At 64.9% G+C, this 20,831-nt stretch carries 23 protein-coding genes; 5 read left to right on the plus strand and 18 right to left on the minus strand.

All coding sequences use genetic code 11. From position 1 onward, the window contains the following. Positions 1-11 precede the first annotated feature (11 nt). The 3 genes from AC1D3B_RS06605 to smpB form a co-directional block, all read right to left on the minus strand. Complete coding sequence (locus tag AC1D3B_RS06605) at positions 12-524, minus strand: sigma-70 family RNA polymerase sigma factor (protein ID WP_478189857.1); 513 nt, start codon at positions 522-524, stop codon at positions 12-14. Positions 525-604: 80 nt separating this feature from the next. After that, complete coding sequence (locus AC1D3B_RS06610) at positions 605-1,204, minus strand: LbetaH domain-containing protein (protein ID WP_478189858.1); 600 nt, start codon at positions 1,202-1,204, stop codon at positions 605-607. Positions 1,205-1,214: 10 nt separating this feature from the next. After that, positions 1,215-1,691, minus strand: coding sequence for an SsrA-binding protein SmpB (gene smpB / locus AC1D3B_RS06615; protein WP_286615425.1), 477 nt, complete (start codon positions 1,689-1,691; stop codon positions 1,215-1,217). Between the two features lie 62 nt (positions 1,692-1,753). Between smpB and AC1D3B_RS06620 the strand changes: the two genes are divergently transcribed. Then, entirely contained in the window at positions 1,754-2,200 is a 447-nt protein-coding gene (locus tag AC1D3B_RS06620) for a type II toxin-antitoxin system RatA family toxin (RefSeq protein WP_478189859.1), read from the plus strand. Beyond that, on the plus strand, positions 2,200-2,532 hold the full coding sequence (locus AC1D3B_RS06625; RefSeq protein WP_478189860.1) for an RnfH family protein: 333 nt from the start codon (positions 2,200-2,202) through the stop codon (positions 2,530-2,532). The genes AC1D3B_RS06620 and AC1D3B_RS06625 overlap by 1 nt, the downstream gene beginning before the upstream one ends. Before the next feature lie 6 nt (positions 2,533-2,538). Here AC1D3B_RS06625 and AC1D3B_RS06630 read toward each other — a convergent pair whose 3' ends face one another. Next, a complete protein-coding gene (locus AC1D3B_RS06630; protein WP_478189861.1) occupies positions 2,539-3,048 on the minus strand; it encodes a DUF4124 domain-containing protein in 510 nt (169 codons plus the stop codon). 171 nt (positions 3,049-3,219) lie between these two features. Between AC1D3B_RS06630 and guaB the strand changes: the two genes are divergently transcribed. From guaB to AC1D3B_RS06645, 3 genes are all read left to right on the plus strand, one after another. Further along, positions 3,220-4,689 (plus strand): IMP dehydrogenase, encoded by a 1,470-nt coding sequence (gene guaB, locus AC1D3B_RS06635; protein WP_478189862.1) that lies wholly within the window; start codon positions 3,220-3,222, stop codon positions 4,687-4,689. 143 nt (positions 4,690-4,832) lie between these two features. Continuing rightward, positions 4,833-6,443: a glutamine-hydrolyzing GMP synthase gene (gene guaA, locus AC1D3B_RS06640; RefSeq protein ID WP_478189863.1), complete on the plus strand. Its 1,611-nt coding sequence runs from the start codon at positions 4,833-4,835 to the stop codon at positions 6,441-6,443. A gap of 293 nt (positions 6,444-6,736) precedes the next feature. Continuing rightward, positions 6,737-7,993 carry a tyrosine-type recombinase/integrase gene (locus AC1D3B_RS06645; protein ID WP_478189864.1) on the plus strand — a complete coding sequence of 419 codons (1,257 nt, stop codon included), beginning with the start codon at positions 6,737-6,739 and terminating at the stop codon, positions 7,991-7,993. On the opposite strand, the gene AC1D3B_RS06650 is transcribed toward AC1D3B_RS06645, so the two are convergent. From AC1D3B_RS06650 to AC1D3B_RS06715, 14 genes are all read right to left on the minus strand, one after another. Next, positions 7,971-8,237: a helix-turn-helix transcriptional regulator gene (locus AC1D3B_RS06650; RefSeq protein ID WP_478189865.1), complete on the minus strand. Its 267-nt coding sequence runs from the start codon at positions 8,235-8,237 to the stop codon at positions 7,971-7,973. The two genes, AC1D3B_RS06645 and AC1D3B_RS06650, sit on opposite strands and share 23 nt — an antisense overlap. Positions 8,238-8,437: 200 nt before the next feature. After that, complete coding sequence (locus AC1D3B_RS06655; RefSeq protein WP_478189866.1) at positions 8,438-8,701, minus strand: DUF2274 domain-containing protein; 264 nt, start codon at positions 8,699-8,701, stop codon at positions 8,438-8,440. Continuing rightward, positions 8,698-9,984, minus strand: a complete 1,287-nt coding sequence (locus AC1D3B_RS06660) for a TraB/TrbI/VirB10 family type IV secretion system protein (protein WP_478189867.1) — start codon at positions 9,982-9,984, stop codon at positions 8,698-8,700. Before AC1D3B_RS06660 ends, AC1D3B_RS06655 begins: the two co-directional genes overlap by 4 nt. Next, on the minus strand, positions 9,981-11,006 hold the full coding sequence (trbG, locus tag AC1D3B_RS06665; protein WP_478189868.1) for a P-type conjugative transfer protein TrbG: 1,026 nt from the start codon (positions 11,004-11,006) through the stop codon (positions 9,981-9,983). Before trbG ends, AC1D3B_RS06660 begins: the two co-directional genes overlap by 4 nt. After that, entirely contained in the window at positions 11,003-11,707 is a 705-nt protein-coding gene (trbF, locus tag AC1D3B_RS06670; RefSeq protein WP_478189869.1) for a conjugal transfer protein TrbF, read from the minus strand. The genes trbG and trbF overlap by 4 nt, the downstream gene beginning before the upstream one ends. A 22-nt stretch (positions 11,708-11,729) precedes the next feature. Continuing rightward, positions 11,730-13,112, minus strand: coding sequence for a P-type conjugative transfer protein TrbL (gene trbL / locus AC1D3B_RS06675; RefSeq protein WP_478189870.1), 1,383 nt, complete (start codon positions 13,110-13,112; stop codon positions 11,730-11,732). Between the two features lie 2 nt (positions 13,113-13,114). Continuing rightward, entirely contained in the window at positions 13,115-13,387 is a 273-nt protein-coding gene (locus tag AC1D3B_RS06680; protein ID WP_478189871.1) for an EexN family lipoprotein, read from the minus strand. A 10-nt stretch (positions 13,388-13,397) separates the two neighbouring features. Then, positions 13,398-14,126 carry a P-type conjugative transfer protein TrbJ gene (gene trbJ, locus AC1D3B_RS06685; RefSeq protein ID WP_478189872.1) on the minus strand — a complete coding sequence of 243 codons (729 nt, stop codon included), beginning with the start codon at positions 14,124-14,126 and terminating at the stop codon, positions 13,398-13,400. Continuing rightward, positions 14,123-16,579: a conjugal transfer protein TrbE gene (gene trbE / locus AC1D3B_RS06690; RefSeq protein ID WP_478189873.1), complete on the minus strand. Its 2,457-nt coding sequence runs from the start codon at positions 16,577-16,579 to the stop codon at positions 14,123-14,125. Before trbE ends, trbJ begins: the two co-directional genes overlap by 4 nt. Before the next feature lie 10 nt (positions 16,580-16,589). After that, positions 16,590-16,871 (minus strand): VirB3 family type IV secretion system protein, encoded by a 282-nt coding sequence (locus AC1D3B_RS06695; RefSeq protein WP_478189874.1) that lies wholly within the window; start codon positions 16,869-16,871, stop codon positions 16,590-16,592. Beyond that, the gene (locus AC1D3B_RS06700) at positions 16,868-17,200 is read right to left on the minus strand and encodes a TrbC/VirB2 family type IV secretion system protein (RefSeq protein WP_319426046.1); all 333 of its coding nucleotides are present in this window, start codon (positions 17,198-17,200) and stop codon (positions 16,868-16,870) included. Before AC1D3B_RS06700 ends, AC1D3B_RS06695 begins: the two co-directional genes overlap by 4 nt. Continuing rightward, on the minus strand, positions 17,197-18,231 hold the full coding sequence (trbB, locus tag AC1D3B_RS06705; protein ID WP_478189875.1) for a P-type conjugative transfer ATPase TrbB: 1,035 nt from the start codon (positions 18,229-18,231) through the stop codon (positions 17,197-17,199). Before trbB ends, AC1D3B_RS06700 begins: the two co-directional genes overlap by 4 nt. Further along, entirely contained in the window at positions 18,228-18,737 is a 510-nt protein-coding gene (locus AC1D3B_RS06710) for a CopG family transcriptional regulator (RefSeq protein WP_478189876.1), read from the minus strand. Before AC1D3B_RS06710 ends, trbB begins: the two co-directional genes overlap by 4 nt. Then, a complete protein-coding gene (locus tag AC1D3B_RS06715) occupies positions 18,734-20,737 on the minus strand; it encodes a conjugal transfer protein TraG (protein ID WP_478189877.1) in 2,004 nt (667 codons plus the stop codon). The genes AC1D3B_RS06710 and AC1D3B_RS06715 overlap by 4 nt, the downstream gene beginning before the upstream one ends. Positions 20,738-20,831 lie beyond the last annotated feature (94 nt).

Consider the following 20,831-nt stretch of genomic DNA (forward strand, 5'->3'; position numbering starts at 1 on the left):
GCGATAGCCGATCACTTGAGGCGACGCAGGCCAGGGCGAACCGAGGCAGCCGCAGGCGTGCCCTCCATCAGATCCTGAAGTCGGGCGCGCGCCCGCGAGAGGCGCGACATCACGGTGCCCACCGGAATACCCAGCACCTTGGCCACCTGCGCGTAGGAAAGGTCTTCGAGCGCCACCAGCAGGAGCACGGCGCGCTGGTCCTCGGGAAGCAGCAGCAGGCACCGCTGCAGGTCGATGGCCTGGTCACGGTGCGAATCCACACTGCGTATCTCGTGCACGACGTCGTCGATGTCGACGACAGCCGCGCGCGCCGGCGCGCGACGCACTTGGCTCGCAAACACGTTGTGCATGATGGTGAAGAGCCAGGCCCTGAGATCGCTTCCCACGATCCACAGCCGCCACTTGCTGCAGGCGCGCTCGAGAGTGTCCTGCACGAGGTCGTCCGCGGACCAGCTGTCGCCCGTCAGCGCGCGGGCATAGCGCCGCAGGCTGGGGATATGGTCGACGAGCAGGCGCGCGTTCATGAGGTGAAGCAGATCATCGGGGTTGTCTGCTGCACAAACGCCAGGACGGGTTGGTTTATTCCATGTCCTAGAAAAAAAGCTCAACGGTCGCCGACCAGGCCGCTGCGATCCTCATCGCGAAGCACGCGCCGCTTGAGCGGTTTCGCCGGGTTCCCGCCGTACACCATCCAGGGATCCAGCGAGCGGAACGCAACACCTCGCGCGCCCAGGACCGCACCTTCGCCCACTTCCACGCCCGGTCCGACGAAGGCCTCGGCCGCGATCCACGCTTGCGGGCCGATGACGATCGGCCGCGCGGTCAACTGGAAGGTCGGCGAAGCGATGTCGTGCGTGCCCGCGCAGAGATGCGCGCCTTGCGACACCAGCGCTGCGCGTCCCAGTGAAATCGGCGCCATGTTGTAGCAAGTGACCCGTTCAGCCAGCAAGGCACGATCGGCCAGATGAAGGTGGGGCGGATACCAGACCCGTGCGCTGCCTCGCACGTCGCTGGATTCGCCCAGTTGCGCACCGAAGAGCTTCAGCAGAAAGCGGCGCCAGAAGCGCATCTGCGGAGGGGTCCACGATGCCAGCAGCGCCCAACTCAGGTTCCAGACGGCCCGCAACACCCGATTACCCAGCGAAAAGCTCGGGCCGCCTTCGAGCGGATTGACGCGCGCGGCGTCGAGGGGTTGGAGCGCCATCGATGTTCCTTCAGCGGCTTCGACTCTTCATGGCCCGCTCGACTTCACGCTTGCCTTCGCGGTCCTTGATCGTGTCGCGTTTGTCGTGTTCGGCCTTGCCCTTGGCCAGCGCGATCTCGCACTTGACCTTGCCAGCCTTCCAGTGAAGGTTGAGCGGCACGAGCGTATAGCCTTTTTGCTCGACCTTGCCGATGAGGCGGCGGATCTGCTCCTTGTGCAGCAGCAGCTTCTTGGTGCGAACGGAATCGGGCGTGATGTGCGTTGACGCGGATCGCAGCGGGTTGATCTGGCAACCGATCACGAAGAGTTCTCCATCGCGAATCACGACGTACCCGTCAGTGAGTTGCACCTTGCCCTCGCGCAGCGATTTGACTTCCCATCCCTCGAGAACCATGCCCGCCTCGAAGCGCTCCTCGAAGAAGTAGTTGTAGGCGGCTTTCTTGTTGTCCGCGATCCGGGAGGAGGTGTCTTGTTTTTTTGTGGCCATGGTGTGACAGGTGAGGGCTGCATGGCTTCAATACAATCCGTCGCGCACGCGGTGCCGATTCTATGAAAACAGTCCATAAGTCCGTTCTGATCTGGTACAGCGCCGATGAGATGTACGCCCTCGTCACTGATGTTGCGAAGTATCCGGAGTTTTTGCCCTGGTGCGACCGCTCGAAAGTGATCGAGCAGGACGGCCTCGGAATGACGGCCGAAGTCGGCCTCGCATTCAGCGGCTTTCATCAGAGCTTCACGACGCGCAACACGCATGTGCCCGGCCGCGAGGTGCATCTGAAGCTGGTCGCCGGTCCCTTCTCCAATCTGGACGGCGTCTGGAAATTCACCCCTGTGGGAGAGGAGGGCGAGCGCGCCTGCCGCGTCGAGCTGAACCTCAGCTACGGCTTCAACAATTTCGCGCTGCAGGCGCTGGTCGGCCCGGTGTTCGACAAAGTGGCCTCGAATCTGGTCGAAGCCTTCGTGAAGCGCGCCGAGCACGTCTACGGCGCACCCTGATGCTTCAAGTCACGGTGACGTATTCGCCGGCGCCGCGCGAGGTGTTTGAACAGGTCGTGTCCCTTCCGGACGGTGCGACGGCGCGGGATGCCGTCGCGGCCAGCAGGCTCGGGGCCAGCTTCCCAATGTTCGACTGGCAGGCGTCGGTTCCCGGCATTTGGGGCCGTGCGGTCGAATGGGATCAGGTCCTCGCTGACCTCGATCGCGTCGAACTGTGCCGACCGCTCACGGTGGACCCCAAGGTCGCGAGGCGCGAACGATTCCGGCAGCAGGGCGCACGCGGAACGGGACTGTTCGCTCGCCGACGCAAGGGCGGCAAGGCGGGGTACTAGCCTCGCCTACCTGCACTCGGATTCGATCACCGATTGCAGCCGTTGCGTTTCCGCGGCGCGCGCGCTGTCGTCGATGATCTCGCGTTCGCCCTGCGCATTGATGCGGGCCACGCGGATGCCGCTGTCCATGGTCGCCTTGCCCTGACGCGCCCGACTGCAGTTCTCGGCCCTGGCCTGCGCCATCTTCTGCGCTTCGGCCGCCTGTTTGGCCTTTTCGGTGTCTTCGGCCTTCTTCGCCTTCTCGGTGAGTTCCTTGTCGACACCCGTCGGCTTGGCGGCGGTGGGCGGCGGAACGGCTGCTGCCACGGCTTCCGGCGGTGCAGGAGGCGTGCTGAAGTTCAGCCGCTTACCGGGTACGCCGGGTTTGCGAATGATGTTCTTCTCGGGAACGTCCGGAGGAGGCGGCTGGTCGCTGAACACCTTTTTGTTGTCCTTGTCGATCCATTGCCACTGGGCGTGGGCACCCAACGGCAACAGGAACACCGATGCGATGACAAGCAGATGCGCGAATTTCATGGCCGGCAGTTTAGCGCCGCCTTACGTTTTGCAACTTTGCCGCTGGCATTTTTGCAACGTTCTGCCGCGATTCCGACAAATTCGGACGGAATTGCGTGTGGGAAGACGCAAGGCCCTCCGGCGCGGCAGGCGCCGAGCCATCGTTACAATCCGTCTTTTGGAGCTTCACCCATGCGCCTTCTCGGCAAAGCGCTCACCTTCGACGACGTGTTGCTGGTGCCAGCGTTCTCCCAGGTCCTCCCCAAGGACACCTCCCTCGCCACCCGGCTCTCCCGAAACATCACGCTGAACCTGCCGCTCGTCTCGGCGGCCATGGACACCGTGACCGAAGCGCGCCTCGCGATCGCCATCGCGCAGGAAGGCGGCATCGGCATCGTGCACAAGAACTTCACCCCTGCCGAACAGGCCGCCCAGGTGGCGAAGGTGAAGCGCTATGAGTCCGGCGTGCTGCGCGACCCCGTGGTCATCACCCCGACGCACACCGTGCGTGAAGTCATGGCGCTGTCCGACCAGCTCGGCATCTCCGGCTTCCCGGTCTGCGACGCAGGCAAGGTGGTCGGCATCGTCACCGGCCGCGATCTTCGCTTCGAAAACCGCTACGACGTGCCCGTAAGCGAGATCATGACGCGGCGCGACAAGCTCATCACCGTGCCTGACGGCACCACGCTGGCGGACGCGAAGGCGCTGCTCAACAAGCACAAGCTCGAACGCCTGCTCGTGATCAACGAGGCCTGGGAGCTCAAGGGCCTGATCACCGTCAAGGACATCACCAAGCAGACCAGCTTCCCGAACGCCGCACGTGACGCCAGCGGCCGCCTGCGTTGCGGCGCAGCGGTCGGCGTGGGCGAGGGCACTGAGGAGCGCGTCGAGGCGCTCGTGAGGGCCGGCGTCGATGCGATCGTCGTCGACACCGCCCACGGCCACAGCGCCGGCGTGATCGAGCGCGTGCGCTGGGTCAAGAAGAACTACCCGCAGGTCGACGTGATCGGCGGCAACATCGCCACCGGCGACGCGGCCCGCGCGCTGGCCGACGCGGGTGCCGATGCCGTCAAGGTCGGCATCGGCCCGGGCTCCATCTGCACGACCCGCATCGTGGCCGGCGTGGGCGTCCCGCAGATCATGGCGGTCGACAACGTCGCGACGGCCCTGCAGGGCACTGGCATCCCGCTTATCGCCGATGGCGGCATCCGCTATTCGGGCGATATCGCCAAGGCCATTGCCGCCGGCGCGAGCACCGTGATGATGGGCGGCATGTTCGCGGGCACCGAAGAGGCCCCGGGCGAGATCGTTCTGTTCCAGGGCCGCAGCTACAAGAGCTACCGCGGCATGGGCTCCATCGGCGCCATGCAGCAGGGCAGTGCGGATCGCTACTTCCAGGAATCGACCACAGGCAACCCCAATGCCGACAAGCTCGTGCCCGAGGGCATCGAAGGCCGCGTGCCCTACAAGGGTTCGATGGTGTCGATCGTCTACCAGATGTCCGGCGGCTTGCGCGCCAGCATGGGCTACTGCGGCTGCGCGACGATCGAGGACATGAAGAACAAGGCCGAGTTCGTCGAGATCACCACCGCAGGCATCCGCGAAAGCCATGTGCACGACGTGCAGATCACCAAGGAAGCGCCCAACTACAGGGCTGAATAAGCACACCCCCAGGCTGCGCGCACTTCGTGTCGCTTCGCCCAACCCCCTTGCAGGGGGCAACACCGGCGGGCCGGCGGAGCCGGTCCGCGGTGTTTCCCGAAGGGAGCGGCGCAGGGTATTTGGCACCTATTTCGGCTATTCATATGCACCAGAAGATCCTGATTCTCGATTTCGGCTCGCAAGTCACCCAGCTCATCGCACGTCGCGTGCGCGAGGCGCACGTGCTGAGCGAGGTGCATCCTTGCGACGTCACGGATGAGTGGATTCGCGAGTACGCCAAGGATGGGAGCCTGAAGGGCGTCATCCTTTCGGGCAGCCATGCCAGTGTCTATGAGGACACCACCGACAAGGCGCCGCAGGCGGTGTTCGAGCTCGGCGTGCCCGTGCTGGGCATCTGCTACGGCATGCAGACCATGGCGCATCAGCTCGGCGGCAAGGTCGAGGGCGGCCACAAGCGCGAGTTCGGCTTTGCGGCCGTCCGGGCGCGCGGGCACACCGAGCTTCTCAAGGACATCGCCGATTTCACGACCGACGAAGGGCACGGCATGCTCAACGTGTGGATGAGCCATGGTGACAAGGTCACCGAACTTCCGCCCGGCTTCAAGCTGATGGCGTCGACCGAGAGCTGCCCGATCGCCGGCATGGCCGACGAGGACCGGCATTTCTACGCCGTGCAGTTCCACCCCGAGGTCACGCACACGCAGCAGGGCAAGGAGATCCTCGATCGCTTCGTGCTCGGCATCTGCGGCGCGCGGCCCGATTGGGTGATGCGCGACCACATCGCCGAAGCCGTGGAAGCCATTCGCCAGCAGGTGGGCGACGAGGAAGTCATCCTCGGGCTTTCCGGCGGCGTCGACTCCTCCGTGGCGGCCGCCCTGATCCATCGCGCCATCGGCGACCAGCTCACCTGTGTCTTCGTCGACCACGGCCTGCTGCGCCTGAACGAGGGCGACATGGTCATGGACATGTTCGTCGGCAAGCTGCACGCCAAGGTGATCCGCGTCGATGCGAGCGAGCTCTTCCTCGGCAAGCTCGCCGGCGTGAGCGATCCCGAGGCCAAGCGAAAGATCATCGGCGGCGAGTTCGTCACTGTGTTCAAGCAGGAGGCGGCCAAGCTCACCAGCGCCGGCGCCAAGGGCGCGAAGTGGCTGGCGCAGGGCACCATCTACCCGGACGTGATCGAGTCCGGTGGCGCCAAGAGCAAGAAGGCCGTCACGATCAAGAGCCACCACAACGTCGGCGGCCTGCCTGAGCAACTGGGCCTGAAGCTGTTGGAGCCGCTGCGCGACCTGTTCAAGGACGAAGTCCGCGAACTCGGCGTCGCGCTCGGCCTGCCGCCCGAGATGGTGTACCGCCATCCGTTCCCTGGCCCCGGCCTGGGTGTGCGGATCCTCGGCGAAGTGAAGAAGGAATACGCCGAACTGCTGCGCCGCGCCGATGCGATCTTCATCGAGGAACTGCGCAACTTCATCGATCCCGCCACCGACAAGAGCTGGTACGACCTGACCAGCCAGGCCTTTGCCGTGTTCCTGCCGGTCAAGAGCGTCGGCGTGATGGGCGACGGCCGCACCTACGACTACGTCGTGGCCCTGCGCGCGGTGCAGACCAGCGACTTCATGACGGCAGACTGGGCCGAACTGCCCTATGCGCTGCTCAAGAAGGTGTCGGGACGCATCATCAACGAGGTTCGAGGCATCAATCGCGTGACGTACGACGTGAGCAGCAAGCCGCCGGCGACGATCGAGTGGGAATGATTTGCCGCTCTTCGCGGACAATCGACAACTATCGCTAAATTGACGTAAGTTGTTGATTTATAAATATTTTCTTCTTGACGTCTATCGACAACGATTGGTGGCAAGCAACTCAAGTTGTCGGTTGATCTGTCGGTAGCAAAAGTTCGTTCCACTGGTCTAAAATTTGTACCGTCAGCCCGTTTCGACGCATGACGGTAAAAAAGAAGGCGAAAAGCTAGGTTTCATGCGGGTTCCGGGCGTGTTTGCAGTTTGAGCGTGCTTGACGGTAAAGGCGCTCTCGCCCAGGAGAACGCATGCTCACCGACACCGCGCTCAAGAACCTCAAGCCCAAGGCCGCGCTCTACAAGGTGACCGACCGGGACGGGATGTACGTCACTGTGTCGCCGGTCGGCACTGTCACCTTCCGCTACGACTACCGTATGAATGGCCGCCGTGAGACTCTGACGATCGGACGTTATGGAGCGGACGGCTTGTCGTTGGCCAGGGCCCGCGAGAGGTGCATAGACGCCCGGCGCGCGGTGTCTGACGGAAAATCTCCGGCGCAGGAGAAACAGCGTGAAAAGCGCCGTCTGTCGGAGGCAAAGAACTTCCAGGAATTCACCGACAGGTGGGCCAAGGGCGCCAGGATGGCGGACAGTACTCGCTCGATGCGCAAGAGCATCCTCGACCGCGACATCCTGCCCGTCTTCAAGAACCGCCTCTTGACCGAAATAACGTCGGACGACCTGCGCGACCTCTGCAACAAGGTCAAAGGCAGGGGGGCCCCGGCTACGGCCGTCCACGTGCGAGACATCGTCAAGCAAATCTACGGGTTTGCCATCCTGCACGGCGAGAAGGTCTCCAACCCGGCCGATGACGTCGGGCCGTCCTCGATCGCGACCTTCGTGCCGAAAGACCGTGCCTTGTCGCCGGTCGAAATCCGACTGATGCACCATCAATTGGAAACGGTGGCGTCGTACCCGACCATCCGCTTGGCACTCCGGCTCATCCTGCTCACCCTTGTGCGCAAGGGTGAGCTGATCCATGCCACCTGGAACGAGATCGACTTCGAGAACGCGCTGTGGACCATCCCCAAGGAGCGCATGAAGGGTTCCAAGGCGCACAACGTCTATCTGTCGCAGCAGGCGCTCGACATCATGGTCGCGCTGCGCACTTGCGCTGGCGGTTCCAGGTACGTGCTGCCTTCGCGTTACGAGCCTGACAAGTGCATGTCCAATGCGACCCTTAACCGCGTGACGCAGCTGGTGACCGCCCGAGCGAAGGAGAAGGGCCTGCCCTTGGACGGCTTTACCGTGCATGACCTGCGCCGTACCGGCTCGACCACCCTGAACGAACTAGGCTTCAACAGTGACTGGATCGAGAAGTGCCTCGCCCACGAAGACGGCCGCTCGTCGCGCGGGGTCTACAACAAGGCTGAGTACGCCGAGCAGCGCCGGCACATGCTGCAAGAGTGGGCGGACATGATCGACGCCTGGGTGGCAGGCAAGTCCCACACGCCCACCTTGCTGCCGCCGTCGATGAAGGTCATCACGACGCAAGCATTGCTTTGACCGGACGGCGCTTGCGCTGCCGCACGTCGGGGGAGGGCGCACGCTTCATCTGCGCGGCGTCCGAGACCTGGCGGCGTGTCTCGATCCAGGCCTCGACCTCTGCAAGATCCCACACCACGCAGCGCGAGGTCAGGTTGAATCTGCGCGGAAACTCGCCTCGACGCTCCATGTCGTAGATCGTGGTGCCGGAGAGCGGCACCATCTTGTGCAGTTCCGTCCGCCGGATCGTGCGCCGGAAGGACACGGCGCTTGGAACCTCCGATTGGGGTCGCTGTTCGGGGCTCTCCAAGCGTACGACGTGCCCGCGGTGAAAGGTCCCGACAGCGGCTGACTCTTCGCCTTTTCTCATGATCGACTCCACCCGTGCCACAGCGTCACGGAAGTCCGGTCACGCTGATTGCACTGCAACTGTTGATGCCCTCATCGTGCAGGAGCCGACATCTATCAAGAACCTGCTGCAGCGTGCCCGGTCGTAGTTTGGGGCGGCGGTCGCTTGCCAGCGCCTCTGCTGAAAGCGCGATCGCGTGCCATGAAGGCTTCCAGCATGTGCGGAATGAGAGAAGCTGCGTCAACCGGCTCGCCGTAGGCCTGTGAATGCTGAGCCGCATAACGGTCGAGCATGTCCTTCAGGTCGGCAGGCATGGTCACAGCAAGCCTCACCGTCGTTGCCTTTGGCAATGGTCCAAGGCGGAGCTTGGCTGCGCTCATTGCGGTACTCCTCGCACGAAGAACAATGGCTGGTACGGCCGCAGCACCAAGTCCTTGCTCACCATCACCCGCATCGGAAACCCCGGCCGGATGGTCAGCGTCGGCTGGATGCTCGCATTTCGCTTCGTGATCTCCTGCCCGACCTGGTTGATCGAGTCCTGCGCGCCTTCGCGGATGGCGATCACCGTCCGGTTACCGTTTTGGTCGGTGCGACTCTCCGGCGCTGCCAGCTCAGCCCCCACGCCCAGCAGCGTAGACAGAGCGGCTCCGGCCAGGATGCGGTCCCAGTGCCAGTCAACGCCATCCTCAAGCCCGGCATAGCCCGCTGGATCGATCCCCGGCAACCGATCCAGCGCCACCGACGACGTGTCTGGCAGGATCAGCCGCGTCCACACCAGCAGCACGCGCCGCTGGCCAAACGAAACCTGGCTGTCGTAGCGCCCAATCAGCCGCGAGCCCTGCGGGACCAACAGATGCCGCCCCGTGGCGGTGTCGTAGACCGCCTCGGTCACGTTGGCGATCACCTGCCCCGGCAGATCAGAATTGATGCCCGTCACCAGCGCTGCAGAAATCACGGTGCCCGCCATTACCTGGTACGGCGATGCGGGCGGTTGCAGACTTCCTGGATTGCGCGTGGCTCCGTCTCCCGCCTTCGTCAGGAAGGCCTCTTTCGAGTCTTGCCGGTTCTGCGCTGCCGTCGGATCGGTCGGCACCGCAGGCAGCGTGCCGCCCGCCGTTGCATTGAACGGATTCTGGGTCGGAGCGGCAATGCCTGCATTCGGATTGGCTACTGATGTCGTAGGTGGCGCGGCAGCCACCGGCCTGGCGCCACCGGCCCCGCTCCCGGCCCCCCGGAAAAACACCGACGACCGCGCCGCTTCTTCGGCGGCCAGCTGCGCCGGATCGGTACCAGGCGGCGCCATCCGCTGTTCCATCGGCTGCTGCGATTTCACGATCGCCGGCCCGAGATCGCCGGGCAATGGCTCGCCCAGCACAGGCGGTGCTGCCGTCACCGCCGGCGGAAGCCCCGCATAGTCCTTCGGCAGCCGGTCCAGGTTCTCCGACTTCGCAATTCGATCGACGTTGAACAGCTCATTCGATGGAGGACGGGAACGCTGCTGCGACTGCAACGACCACAGCGTGCCGCCCAGCACCGCCGCGGCGACAGTGCCAGCTCCGACGGCCAGCGCGCGGCGATTCAGGCGAACGACTGGGCGCGGCTGCGCGCGCAGCGCCAGCGTTTCCGGATCGGCCTTGAGGGATGGTGCGTCGGCATCGCTCACGATCCACTCCCGCGCTGAACACCATCCGTGCGCTCGATGCGCACGACCTCGGCCTTGCCGCCCTTGAACCCACCCAGCCGTAGTTCGGCAGCGCCGAAGAGCCGATCGACGACATAGTAAGGCGACCGGAAGCGGTAGTTCACGAGCTGCCCGTCCCCTTGCGGTCCGATCACGAACAGCGGCGGCAGCTCGCCCTGTGCGATGCCACCGGGGAACTGGATGTAGACACGCTGCCCATCGTCGAACGCGCGCAACGGCTTCCAGGACGGACCATCGCCAGTGATTGCATAGCGGAACTTGATCTGCTCCAACGACAGGCCCGAGTCCACCGGCGTGGCCGGCTGGGCTTCGCGCGCCTGCTTCTGCAGCGCAAGCATCCGATCCTTGGGGTAGTCCCAGGACACCGATGCCATCCAGGCCTGCGGCGTCGAAGACAGCTCGAGCAGGTAGGTGCGCCGATTCGTGGTGACGACGAGATTCGTCTTCAGCCCCACGCGGGTTGGCTTCAGCAGGATGTTGACGCGCAGAGCAGCGCCAGCGCCGCTGGCCGTGTCGCCCACTATCCAGCGCACCGTATCGCCGGCGGAGACCGTCACCAGTTCCTCGCCCTCCTGCAATGCGATGACTGTCACCCGCCCCGGGCTGGTGTAGACCTGATACAGCGCTCCGTCCGCATAGGGCCAAACCTGGATCGCATTCACGTACCCCTCGCGCGTCGGCACAATGCGCGCTTCCTCATTCGCGCGGGAGACGCGCACCTTGTCGTCGGCCGGCTCTGGCGCCGGCTTCGCCTGTACTTCAACCGGCAGCGCCTTCATCTGCTCGGGCAACGGCAGTGGCTCAGGAACGGTCACCACCTCGATCGGCTTGGCAGGCTCGGGCAAGACCTTGGCCGCGACGGCAACAGGTTCATCGAGTGAGATCACCGGCGGCGGCTTGCCCTGCGTGGTGCAGCCCGCGACAGAGGCCAGCGTGGCCAGCAGGATCAACGGCGATACGGTCTTACTGAAATGTGCTTTCATGGTTTTGCTCCTTGCGCTGCTTCGAGTTCACGGCTCCAGGACAGGCCGTTGACATAGATGCCCAATGGGTTTTTGCGCAGCCGCTCTTCGGTGCGCGGCGGCTGCAACACGACGGACAGCACCGCCGTCCACCGCTCGGTGCCCGAAGGCGACCCATTCGTATAGCTGCGCTCGATCCAGCGCACCTGGAACGAGGCATCGCTGGCGCGGACGACGCTGGTCACCTCCACGGCTACCGAGCTCTGCCCGATGCGGGAGAACGGATCGTTGGTTCGCGCGTAATCGTTCAGCGTCGCGGCACCGCGGTCGGTCGTGTAGTCGTAGGCTTCGAGCCAGTTGCGCCGCACCACAATCGGATCGATGGAGAGCGACCGCACGTCGCCAATGAAGCGCGCCAAGTGAAACGCGATTTGCGCATCGGCCGGCTTGTACGGCACCGCGGCTTCGCCCACGGCCCGCACCTGACCGGCGTTGTCCACCTCGATGACATAGGGCGTGACGATGGACTGCGCCGATCGCCAGACCAGGCCGCCGGCCATCAGCAGTGCCAGGGACAGACTGCCGAAGGCCATCAAGCGCCAGTTTTTCGCCTGCACGCGGCTGTCGCCGATGCGCTGGTCCCAGACCTGCGCGGCGGCTTGATATGGGGTGACGGGCTCGGGCGTATCCGAATACCGCACCTGGGGTCGTTTGAAACGCACAGGGATTCCTTTCAAAAAGGGTTCAGGGGTTGGAGCTGTCCCGCAGGCTGGGACTGGCGCCGCCACCGGCGTGGTCGCCCGAGCGCAGCACGTGGGCGGCGGTCGTCGCGGCTTGGGTCACCTGCTGCTTGCGACGCATGCGCTGCGCCCAAGCGGGTTCGGATGCCGAGGCGGCGGATGCACTGCTTTCTGCGGTCGAGCCAGAGGCAGAAGCCGAGGGCGAAGCAGGCGTAGCAGCATCGGCCACGAAGTTCGCCGCGCGGTCCTTGATGGCTTTGGCGCCAGAAGCAACGCGCTGGCCGGCTGCATTCGCCCCGGCCTTGGCGACGCTCGCGAGCCCGGCGCCGGCAGCACGCACGCCGCTACCGCCCGATGCGGCAGCGCCCGCCTGGTAAGCAGATTTCGCTCCACTGGCCATCGCGCTCGCCGAGCGCGCGGCCGTCGCGCCGCCGCCGACGGCCGCACGCGCTGCACCAGGGGTCATACGCGCGCCGGCCGCGACCGCGGAACCGGCGCCAACCACGGCCGCACCTCCGGCCACCGCAAGCCCCGCTGCACCCATCGCGGTGCCCGCCGCAGCACCCGCGCCCAACTGCGGCGCACCAGATACCAGCCCCGTCGCGATCCCCGGGCCGAAGACCCCTAGCCCGAGCATCGCCAGCGACGCCAGCATGATCACGAGGGCATGGTCGATGCTTGGGTCGGCACCGGGCGGCACTGTGAACTCTGCGAACAAGCCGGAGCCGATACCCACGATCACCGCGAGCACCAGCACCTTGATGCCCGACGACACCACGTTGCCCAGCACCTTCTCGGCCAGGAACGAAGTCTTGTTCCACAGCGCGAACGGCACGAGCACAAAGCCCGCGAGCGTGGTCAGCTTGAACTCGATCAGCGTGACGAAGAGCTGTACCGCCAGCACGAAGAACGCCACGATCAGTACGAGCCACGCGAGGAACAGCACCGCGATGGTGTCGAGGTTTGCGAACACCTCCGGGAACCCCGTCATGGTGCCGATCTGCTCCATGATCGGCCGGCCGGCGTCGATGCCGACCTTGGCCAGCTGGCCTGGCTGCAGCAACTGCGTTTGGCTCATGCCCGAACCCGAAGCGGTCAGGCCCAAGCCGGCAAAAGATCGGAACAGGATGCCCGCCAAGCCGTTGAAGTTGCCGATGATGTAGGCGAAGGCTCCGACGTACAGCACCTTCTTGATGAGCTTGGCTATTACGTCATCGCCCTGGCCGGACGCATGGCTCATCGCCCAGAACAAGCCTGCAAGCGTCATGTCGATCGCGATCAGCGTGGCGGTGAGGAAGGTGACTTCGCCGCGCAACAACCCGAAGCCCGAATCGATATAGCGCGAGACGACGTCGAGGAAGCGGTCGATGACCGCCACGTCCTGCACCGCTACTCCTTCTGCGCCGGCGATGCTGGCGATGAAGCGGGCGGCGTGTACGTCGGACCACCGCTACCGAAGAAGCGCCGACGCGTGGCCTCGGCCACTGCGTTGCACTGCGCATCGCCGAACTTGGAATGGTCAGCCTTGCACTGCGCACGAAGTTCCTTCAGGCGCTCAGGGTTCGCCACGAGCGATTCGACGGACTCGATGGATGCCGGCTTGCCGCAGGCCGCCATCAGCAGGGTTGAAGCCACGGCTGCAAGGATGAAGAGCTTGTTCATGGCTCGCCCTTCACTCGCTGTAGAAATTCACCGCCGCTGGCGTGTACGGTGTGCCATCACCCATGAAGCGGCGGCGCACCTCGCGCGCACGCTCTTGGACGGCAATCTGCCGCGCCTGCTCCAGCGCGGCCGCCCGGTCCTGCGTGATCTGAAGCTGCTGCGCTTGGATTGACTGCCGGGCCTGCAGGGCCAGCAGCTGATTGGTCGCCTGCGTGGCCTGCAGTGCGCCCACGGCAGACTGGCTGCGATTCACCAGATCCGTCAGCGTCGATTCGTCCGAGGCGAAGTTCTGCACGGCCTGAGACTGCACCTTGGTCGCGGTGCGAAGTGCGTCCAGCGAGTTCGTCCAGCGCTTGCGCGCATCGAGCACCATCTGACCACTGGAGACGGTGGCACTGAACGACTCGGGATACAGCTGTTGGAACTGCGTCTCCATCTGCTGCACATTGAACGCCAAGCCCTGCGCCTGCTGGATCAACCGGTTCGTCGCCGACAGTGCGGCGCGCAACTCGTTCAGAGCGCTGAAGTCCAGACCGGTCAGGTTCTTCGCCTGGTTCGTCAGCGACTGCGCCTGGTTCTGCAATTGCTTGATCTGGTTGTTGATCTGCTCCAGCGTGTTGGCCGCTGTCATGAGGTTCTGCGCAAGGTTGGTGGGGTCGATCACGACCCACTGCGCATGTGCAACGGGCAGCGCGCTCATCAAGGCCGCTGTGGTGACGGCGAGCAAGGTCTTCTTCATGGTGTGTTCTCCTTGGTTGTGGACGAAAGGGGTGGAACGGAGGGAAAGCGAGGAAACGAGGGGATGAGATCGGCCGCCCAGTCGAGGCCGCAATGGCGCAGCCAGCTGGCGGCGAATGCACCGGCATCGCCCTCGGCAAGCACGGCATCGATAGCGCGCTGGTCTTCCGGCGAGGAGGCTCCGGCGAACGCCAGCGCCGCCGGCCCCAGGCCAAGGTCGAAGACCCGGTTGCCGAGCCGCGACTGGTAGTAGTAGTCCCGCTTCGGCTGCGAGGTCGCGACGATGTCGATCTGCCGTGAGTTCAGGCCGAAGCCCTCGTAGATCGAACGGATCTGCGGCTCGGTGGCTTGCGGGTTCGGCAGGAAGATGCGGCTCGCGCAGCTCTCCACGATGGCCGGCGCAATCGACGAGTTCTGGATATCGGCCAGCGACTGCGTCGCGAAGATCACCGAGACGTTCTTCTTGCGCAGCGTCTTGAGCCACTGGCGGATGCGCGACGCGAACACGGGGTCGTCGAGGAACAGCCACGCCTCGTCGAGGATCAACAGGGTCGGCGCCCCATCGAAGCGTTCATCGAAGCGCGCGAACAGATAACCCAACACGGCCAGCACCGCTGCTTTGCTTTGCATCAGCTCTTCCATCTCGAAGCACTGGATCGAAGCCGTGCCGAGTCGGTCCGAGTCCGCGTCGAGCAGCGTGCCGTGCGCACCACCCAGCACGTAGGGCTGCAGCGCCTGGCGCAGCGCGTTGGACTGCAGCAGGACCGACAGCCCGGTCATGGTGCGTTGCTCGGCGGGCGCGCTGGCCAGGCTGTTGAGCGCGGACCAGACCGCGTCTTTCTGAGGCGGGTCGACGACGACGCCTTCCTGAACCAGGCGTCCCTCGATCCACTCCGCCGCCCAGGTCCGGTAGGCGTTCTGGTCGATGCGGGCCAAAGGCTGGAAGGCGATGGCTCCGTCCGTGCCAAGGTCGTAGTGCTCGCCGCCCAGTCCGAGCACGGTGGCACGCATCGAGCGCCCCATGTCGAAGACGAGCAACTGAGAGCCGGCGTAGCGCCGGAACTGCATCGCCAATGTGGCGAGCAGCACCGATTTGCCCATGCCAGTCGGCCCGACCACCAGCGTGTGGCCCACGTCGCCGATGTGCGTCACCAGTCGGAATGGTGTCGCCCCATCGGTGCGGGTGACAATCAACGGCGGGCCATCCAAGTGCGCGTTGCGCTCCGGTCCGGCCCACACTGCCGAGACCGGCATCATGTGCGCCAGGTTCAGCGTCGAGACGATCGGCTGGCGCACGTTCGCATAGGCGTGGCCGGGAATCGACGACAGCCAGGCGTCGACCGCGTTCAAGGTCTCCGGGATTGTTACGAATCCACGTCCCTGGATGGCACGCTCCACCTGCCGCAGCTTCTCGTCTGCCGCGGTCGCATCGGTATCAAGCACGGCCACCGTCGCGGTGACATAGCCGAAGGCCACCTGGTCGCTTCCCAGCTCCTGCAACGCAGCATCCGCGTCGGATGCCTTGTTCGATGCGTCGGAGTCCACAAGTGGACTCTCCTGCTGGAAGATCGTCTCGCGCAGCAGCGCGACGATGTTCTTGCGTTTGACGAACCATTGGCGGCGCAGGCGGCTCAGTTCCTTCTCGGACTCGGCCTTGTCCAGGCAGATGAACCGCGTGCTCCATCGGTAGGCAAAGCCCAGGCGATTCAAATCGTCGAGCAGACCGGGCCAGGTAGAGGTCGGGAAGCCGCGCACGGTCAACACCCGAAGATGCGAACCGCCCAGCATCGGCTCCAGTCCGCCCGTGAGCGGCTCATCCGCCAGCAGCGTATCGAGGTGCATCGACACCTCGGGCACCGCCACGGCGTGTCGGCGCGTCGAAATGCACGCATGCAGGTAGGTCAATGTCTGGCCGTCGTCGAGCCAGCCGATCTCCGGCATGACGCCTTCGAGCAGTCCGAAGAAGCGTTCGGTCTCGGATACGAAAGTGGCACTCCGTTCGCGCCAGTCAACGCCTTTGGTCTTCTGGTTCTCGTAGAGCAGCCGGCCCGCACGCGCGCGCGATTCCTCTGGCGGCAGATACAGCAGCGTCAAGTGGTAGCTGCTCTCGAAGTGGCTGGCGTCTTCCTCGAAGGCGGCGCGGCGCTCTTCGTCGACGAGCCACGACAGTGGTTCCGGAAATGATGACTCGGGATAGTCGGCCGCTTCGCGGCGCTCGGCTTCGACGAACAGCGCCCAGCCCGAGCCGAGCCGGCGCAGTGCGTTGTTGAGGCGCGCTGACGTGGCGACCAGCTCGCCCTGTGTCGCGCTGTCCAGGTCTGGCCCACGGAAACGCGCCGTGCGCTGGAACGAGCCATCCTTGTTGAGCACTACACCGGGGGCGACAAGGCCTGCCCAGGGAAGCCAGTCGGCCAGCAGCGCCGGACGCTTGCGGTATTCGGTGAGGTTCATCATCGTGATGTCCTCACACGTCCAGCAGTTGCCGGTGCTTGATGTGCCGCGCGAAGACCTGCATGAACTGCGGGTCCACGCGGGCGCCCCAGACAGCGAGTGAGTGCCCGACGATCCACAGTGCGATGCCGGGCAACCAGAGCTGCAGACCCAGCCCGACCGCCGCGGCCAGCGTGCCGTTGGCGATCGCCACGGTGCGCGGCGCCCCGCCCATCAGGATCGGCTCGGTCAACGACCGATGCAGGGGCACTTCGAAGCCGGGCGGCCCCGACGTGTTGGCAGCCGAGGTGTTCATGCCAACACCGCTCCGCCCGTGAAGCTGAAGAAGGTCAGGAAGAACGAGGAGGCGGCGAACGCGATGGACAGACCGAAAACGATCTGGATCAGCTTGCGAAAGCCGCCCGAGGTGTCCCCGAAAGCCAGTGCCAGCCCGGTGGCGATGATGACGATCACCGCGACGATGCGCGCCACCGGCCCCTGGATCGAATCGAGGATGGATTGCAGCGGTGCCTCCCATGGCATGCTGGAGCCGGCCGCGTGCGCGGGCAGCGCAACGGTGAGCAACACCGCCGCAGCGGTGGCGGCGAACAGAAGCGGCTTTACGGATGTACGCAGGTTCGTCATGTCGGTTCTCCTGTGGATGACGGGTTAGGGGATATCGAAGGAAAGCCCGACCCGAGCGAGGTGTCGAGCTGGTAGCCATGACTGTCGAAGCCGATGACGCGTGCGATTTCGCGCACGCGGCGCGCGCGGCCGCGGCCTGCGATGAAGACGATCACGTTGACCGTCTCGCCGATGAGGGCGCGCGGGACGGTGACGCTCACCTCCTGCACGAGTTGTTCGAGCCGCGTGAGTGCGCCAGCGGCGGAGCCGGCATGCACGGTGGCGATGCCACCCGGATGCCCGGTGCCCCAGGCCTTGAGCAGGTCCAAAGCCTCGGCGCCGCGCACTTCGCCGACGACGATCCGGTCCGGCCGCAGCCGCAGGGTCGCGCGCACCAGATCGGCCATGGTGCTCACGCCAGGCTCGGTGCGCATGCCGACGTGGTCGTCGCTGCGGCACTGCAGCTCCACCGTGTCCTCGAGGATCAGCACGCGATCGCGGGTTTCTGCGATCTCGTCGAGCAGCGCGTTCGCGAGCGTCGTCTTGCCTGTGCTGGTCCCGCCTGCGACGACGATGTTCAGCCGGTCATGCACCGCCGAGCGCAGGAATGCCGCCTGCTCGGCCGTCATCACACCGTCTTCCACATAGCGAGCGAGATTCATGATGCGCAGCGCCCGCTTGCGAATAGCGAACGACGGCGCCCGCACGACGGGCGGCAGCACACCCAAGAATCGCTCGCCGGTCTCAGGCAGCTCGGCTGAAAGGATCGGCGCGCCCGGATGCACTTCCGTGCGAACGTGCGCAGCCACGAGCCGGATGATCCGTTCGGCCACCGGTGCAGGGAGCGCGGTGCCGGTCGGCGCGCGGCCAGTGCCAAGACGGTCCACCCACAGCGATCCATCGGGGTTCAGAAGCACTTCAACGATCTCCGGGTCGTCGAGCGCCGCCGCGATCTCTGGCCCCATCGCCGTGCGCAGCATGCGGATGCGGCGGACGGCAGATTCGCCGCCGTCGCCCACGCCTCCGCCCTGAGCGATGTTGATGGGCCTCATGGTCTTTCTCCTTCACTGGACATGGCTGGGTCGTCTCCATGAATCGCGCCGTCGGAGGAGGGCGGCTGGTGGCCTTCACCCGTTTGCTGTGCCGGTGCAACGGGGTCAATGTCCTGATGAAGTTCCCGGACCAGGCTGCGCCCGCGCTGGATGTGGCGAGCCAGCTGCTCGATGAACTGGACATAGCGGGCGCGACCCTGAGCGCGCATGGCCTCCTGCTGGTGTTCGGGTACCGGCAGCGCCACGGTCAGGTAGTGGCGCAGGTACAGGGCCACGGTCTCGATCAGCACGCCCTGGTCGCGTTCCAGACGGTCGAACTGCCGCGAGAGGCGGTCCAGGCGTTTGGCCAGAGCCGCCTCGCGCTGGTCCTCGCCGTCCGGCGAGAGGAATGACGCCAGTGCCGCCGCGATCACGGCGGACTTCGAAACCCCCTTGTGCGCGGAGACCTGGTCCAGGCGCTTGGCGTGCGCTGGCTCGATGAAGATGTTCAGGCGTGTCCGACTCATAGGGCGATCCCGTCGTCGGGGTCCATGGCGGCAAGACGTGCGCTGCGCGTGAGTTGCCGGTCCACGTCCTGCGGACGCAGTGGCATGTCATCCTCATCGTCGAGCACCAGCAGGCCATCGTCGGCCGGAAGGATCGGCGTGTTGGGGGCCACTTCGAGCTCGGGCTTGAGTTGGTGACCTCCCTCGTCGGCAAAGCCGCCTTCTTCGCCGCTGAAAGTGGATTCGCTCACTGTGAGCGGCGCCAGCCCGCTCCAATCGTCAGAGCGCGGTGCAGGTCGGTCCACATAGACACCTGATACCAGGGCCGGCGGCGGGAGCACCCGCGCAGTGAAGTTCCGGTCCTGGTAGTAGCGGAGTTTTTTCGCCTTGATCGGCGGATGTCCAGAGACCATCACCACTGAGTCATCGGGCGGAAGCTGCATCACTTCGCCTGGCGTGAGTAGCGGTCGTGCAGTTTCCTGCCGTGACACCATGAGGTGGCCGAGCCAGGGTGCCAGCCGGTGGCCGGCGTAGTTGCGCTGCGCACGCAACTCGGTGCCAGTGCCCAGTGCCTCCGAGATGCGCTTGGCCGTGCGTTCGTCATTCGTGGCGAACGCGATGCGCACATGGCAGTTGTCCAGGATCGAATGGTTCTGGCCGTAGGCCTTGTCGATCTGGTTCAGGGACTGCGCGATCAGAAAGGCACGCAGGCCGTAGCCGGCCATGAAGGCGAGGGCGCTCTCGAAGAAGTCGAGCCGTCCCAGTGCCGGGAACTCATCGAGCATCAGCAGCAGCTTGTGCTTGCGCGCGATGCCATCCGAGCCATCGAGCGACTCCGTCAATCGCCGGCCGACCTGGTTGAGGATCAGACGGATCAGCGGCTTGGTGCGGCTGATGTCCGAGGGTGGCACGACCAAGTACAGCGACACCGGGTGCTCGGCTGAGATCAGGTCGGCGATGCGCCAGTCGCAGCGTGACGTGACTTCGGCCACCGTGGGGTCGCGGTAGAGGCCCAAGAAGCTCATGGCGGTGGACAGGACGCCGGATCGCTCGTTGTCGCTTTTGTTGAGGACTTCGCGGGCGGCTGACGCAACGACGGGATGCACCCCATCTTCCCCATCTCTACCCAGGTGCTTGGTCGTCATCATCCGATGCAGCGTCACCTCGAAAGGGCATGCCGGATCGGACAGGAAGTTGGCAACGCCACGGAGCGTCTTGTCCTCGCTCGCGTAGAGCACGTGCAGGATTGCACCGACCAGCAGTGCATGGCTGGTTTTTTCCCAATGATTGCGGCGCTCCAACGCGCCTTCGGGGTCGACCAGGATGTCGGCGATGTTCTGCACGTCGCGAACTTCGTGCATGCCGCGTCGCACTTCGAGCAGCGGGTTGTACGCTGCGCTCTTCGCGTCGGTCGGGTTGAACAGCAGGCAGTGGCTGAATCGCGTGCGCCAGCCTGCGGTGAGGTTCCAGTTCTCGCCCTTGATGTCGTGGATCACGGCGGAACCGGTCCAGGACAGCAACGTCGGGATGACGAGGCCCACGCCTTTGCCCGAGCGCGTGGGCGCGAAGATCATCACGTGTTCCGGGCCGTCGTGGCGCAGGTACGCGACGACCTTCCCGTTCAATTTTCCCAGGAAGACGCCTGTAGCGCGGATCAGGCCAGCCTGCTGGATCTCATCGGCATCTGCCCAACGGGCGGAGCCGTAGGTCGTGACCCGCTTGGCCAAACGTGAACGCCAGACCGCCATGCCGATGGCTGCGCCGGTGGCGAGCACTCCGCTCGATGCCGCGATGGTGCCGCCGCGAAGGAACACGTCGGGTGCGTAGGCATCGTAGAAGTACCACCACTCGAAGAGCTTCCAGGGCTCGTAAACGGGCACGCCGGAAATATAGAACCATGCAGCTCCGAGCCGCGATTGAAAGCCCAGCGCATGAGCCGTCCACTGTGTTGCCGACCACACGCCGCCGAAGGCAACACCCAGCACAACGAAGATCTGTCCGAAAAGGATGCCTGTGGGCATCGTCCACCCCTTTCACGTCTTGGTTCCGTCTTTGTTTGCGTCCTGGTTCCAGCACGCACGTGCCGCAGAGGCACAAATGCTTGAGTCTGGAATC

Source organism: Variovorax sp. P5_A3, assembly GCF_056400665.1.

Excerpts from the sequence above, each read along its gene's own strand:
- trbE (WP_478189873.1), bottom strand. The coding sequence starts at position 16,579 with ATGATGAACCTCACCGAATACCGCAAGCGTCCGGCGCTGCTGGCCGAC.
- AC1D3B_RS06700 (WP_319426046.1), bottom strand. The coding sequence starts at position 17,200 with ATGACGAACCTGCGTACATCCGTAAAGCCGCTTCTGTTCGCCGCCACC.
- AC1D3B_RS06655 (WP_478189866.1), bottom strand. The coding sequence starts at position 8,701 with ATGAGCGCAGCCAAGCTCCGCCTTGGACCATTGCCAAAGGCAACGACG.
- AC1D3B_RS06715 (WP_478189877.1), bottom strand. The coding sequence starts at position 20,737 with ATGCCCACAGGCATCCTTTTCGGACAGATCTTCGTTGTGCTGGGTGTT.
- AC1D3B_RS06620 (WP_478189859.1), top strand. The coding sequence starts at position 1,754 with ATGAAAACAGTCCATAAGTCCGTTCTGATCTGGTACAGCGCCGATGAG.
- AC1D3B_RS06645 (WP_478189864.1), top strand. The coding sequence starts at position 6,737 with ATGCTCACCGACACCGCGCTCAAGAACCTCAAGCCCAAGGCCGCGCTC.
- AC1D3B_RS06605 (WP_478189857.1), bottom strand. The coding sequence starts at position 524 with ATGAACGCGCGCCTGCTCGTCGACCATATCCCCAGCCTGCGGCGCTAT.
- AC1D3B_RS06610 (WP_478189858.1), bottom strand. The coding sequence starts at position 1,204 with ATGGCGCTCCAACCCCTCGACGCCGCGCGCGTCAATCCGCTCGAAGGC.
- AC1D3B_RS06630 (WP_478189861.1), bottom strand. The coding sequence starts at position 3,048 with ATGAAATTCGCGCATCTGCTTGTCATCGCATCGGTGTTCCTGTTGCCG.
- guaA (WP_478189863.1), top strand. The coding sequence starts at position 4,833 with ATGCACCAGAAGATCCTGATTCTCGATTTCGGCTCGCAAGTCACCCAG.
- AC1D3B_RS06695 (WP_478189874.1), bottom strand. The coding sequence starts at position 16,871 with ATGAACACCTCGGCTGCCAACACGTCGGGGCCGCCCGGCTTCGAAGTG.
- AC1D3B_RS06680 (WP_478189871.1), bottom strand. The coding sequence starts at position 13,387 with ATGAACAAGCTCTTCATCCTTGCAGCCGTGGCTTCAACCCTGCTGATG.
- AC1D3B_RS06710 (WP_478189876.1), bottom strand. The coding sequence starts at position 18,737 with ATGAGTCGGACACGCCTGAACATCTTCATCGAGCCAGCGCACGCCAAG.
- smpB (WP_286615425.1), bottom strand. The coding sequence starts at position 1,691 with ATGGCCACAAAAAAACAAGACACCTCCTCCCGGATCGCGGACAACAAG.
- AC1D3B_RS06625 (WP_478189860.1), top strand. The coding sequence starts at position 2,200 with ATGCTTCAAGTCACGGTGACGTATTCGCCGGCGCCGCGCGAGGTGTTT.
- trbG (WP_478189868.1), bottom strand. The coding sequence starts at position 11,006 with ATGAAAGCACATTTCAGTAAGACCGTATCGCCGTTGATCCTGCTGGCC.
- trbJ (WP_478189872.1), bottom strand. The coding sequence starts at position 14,126 with ATGAAGAAGACCTTGCTCGCCGTCACCACAGCGGCCTTGATGAGCGCG.
- trbB (WP_478189875.1), bottom strand. The coding sequence starts at position 18,231 with ATGAGGCCCATCAACATCGCTCAGGGCGGAGGCGTGGGCGACGGCGGC.
- guaB (WP_478189862.1), top strand. The coding sequence starts at position 3,220 with ATGCGCCTTCTCGGCAAAGCGCTCACCTTCGACGACGTGTTGCTGGTG.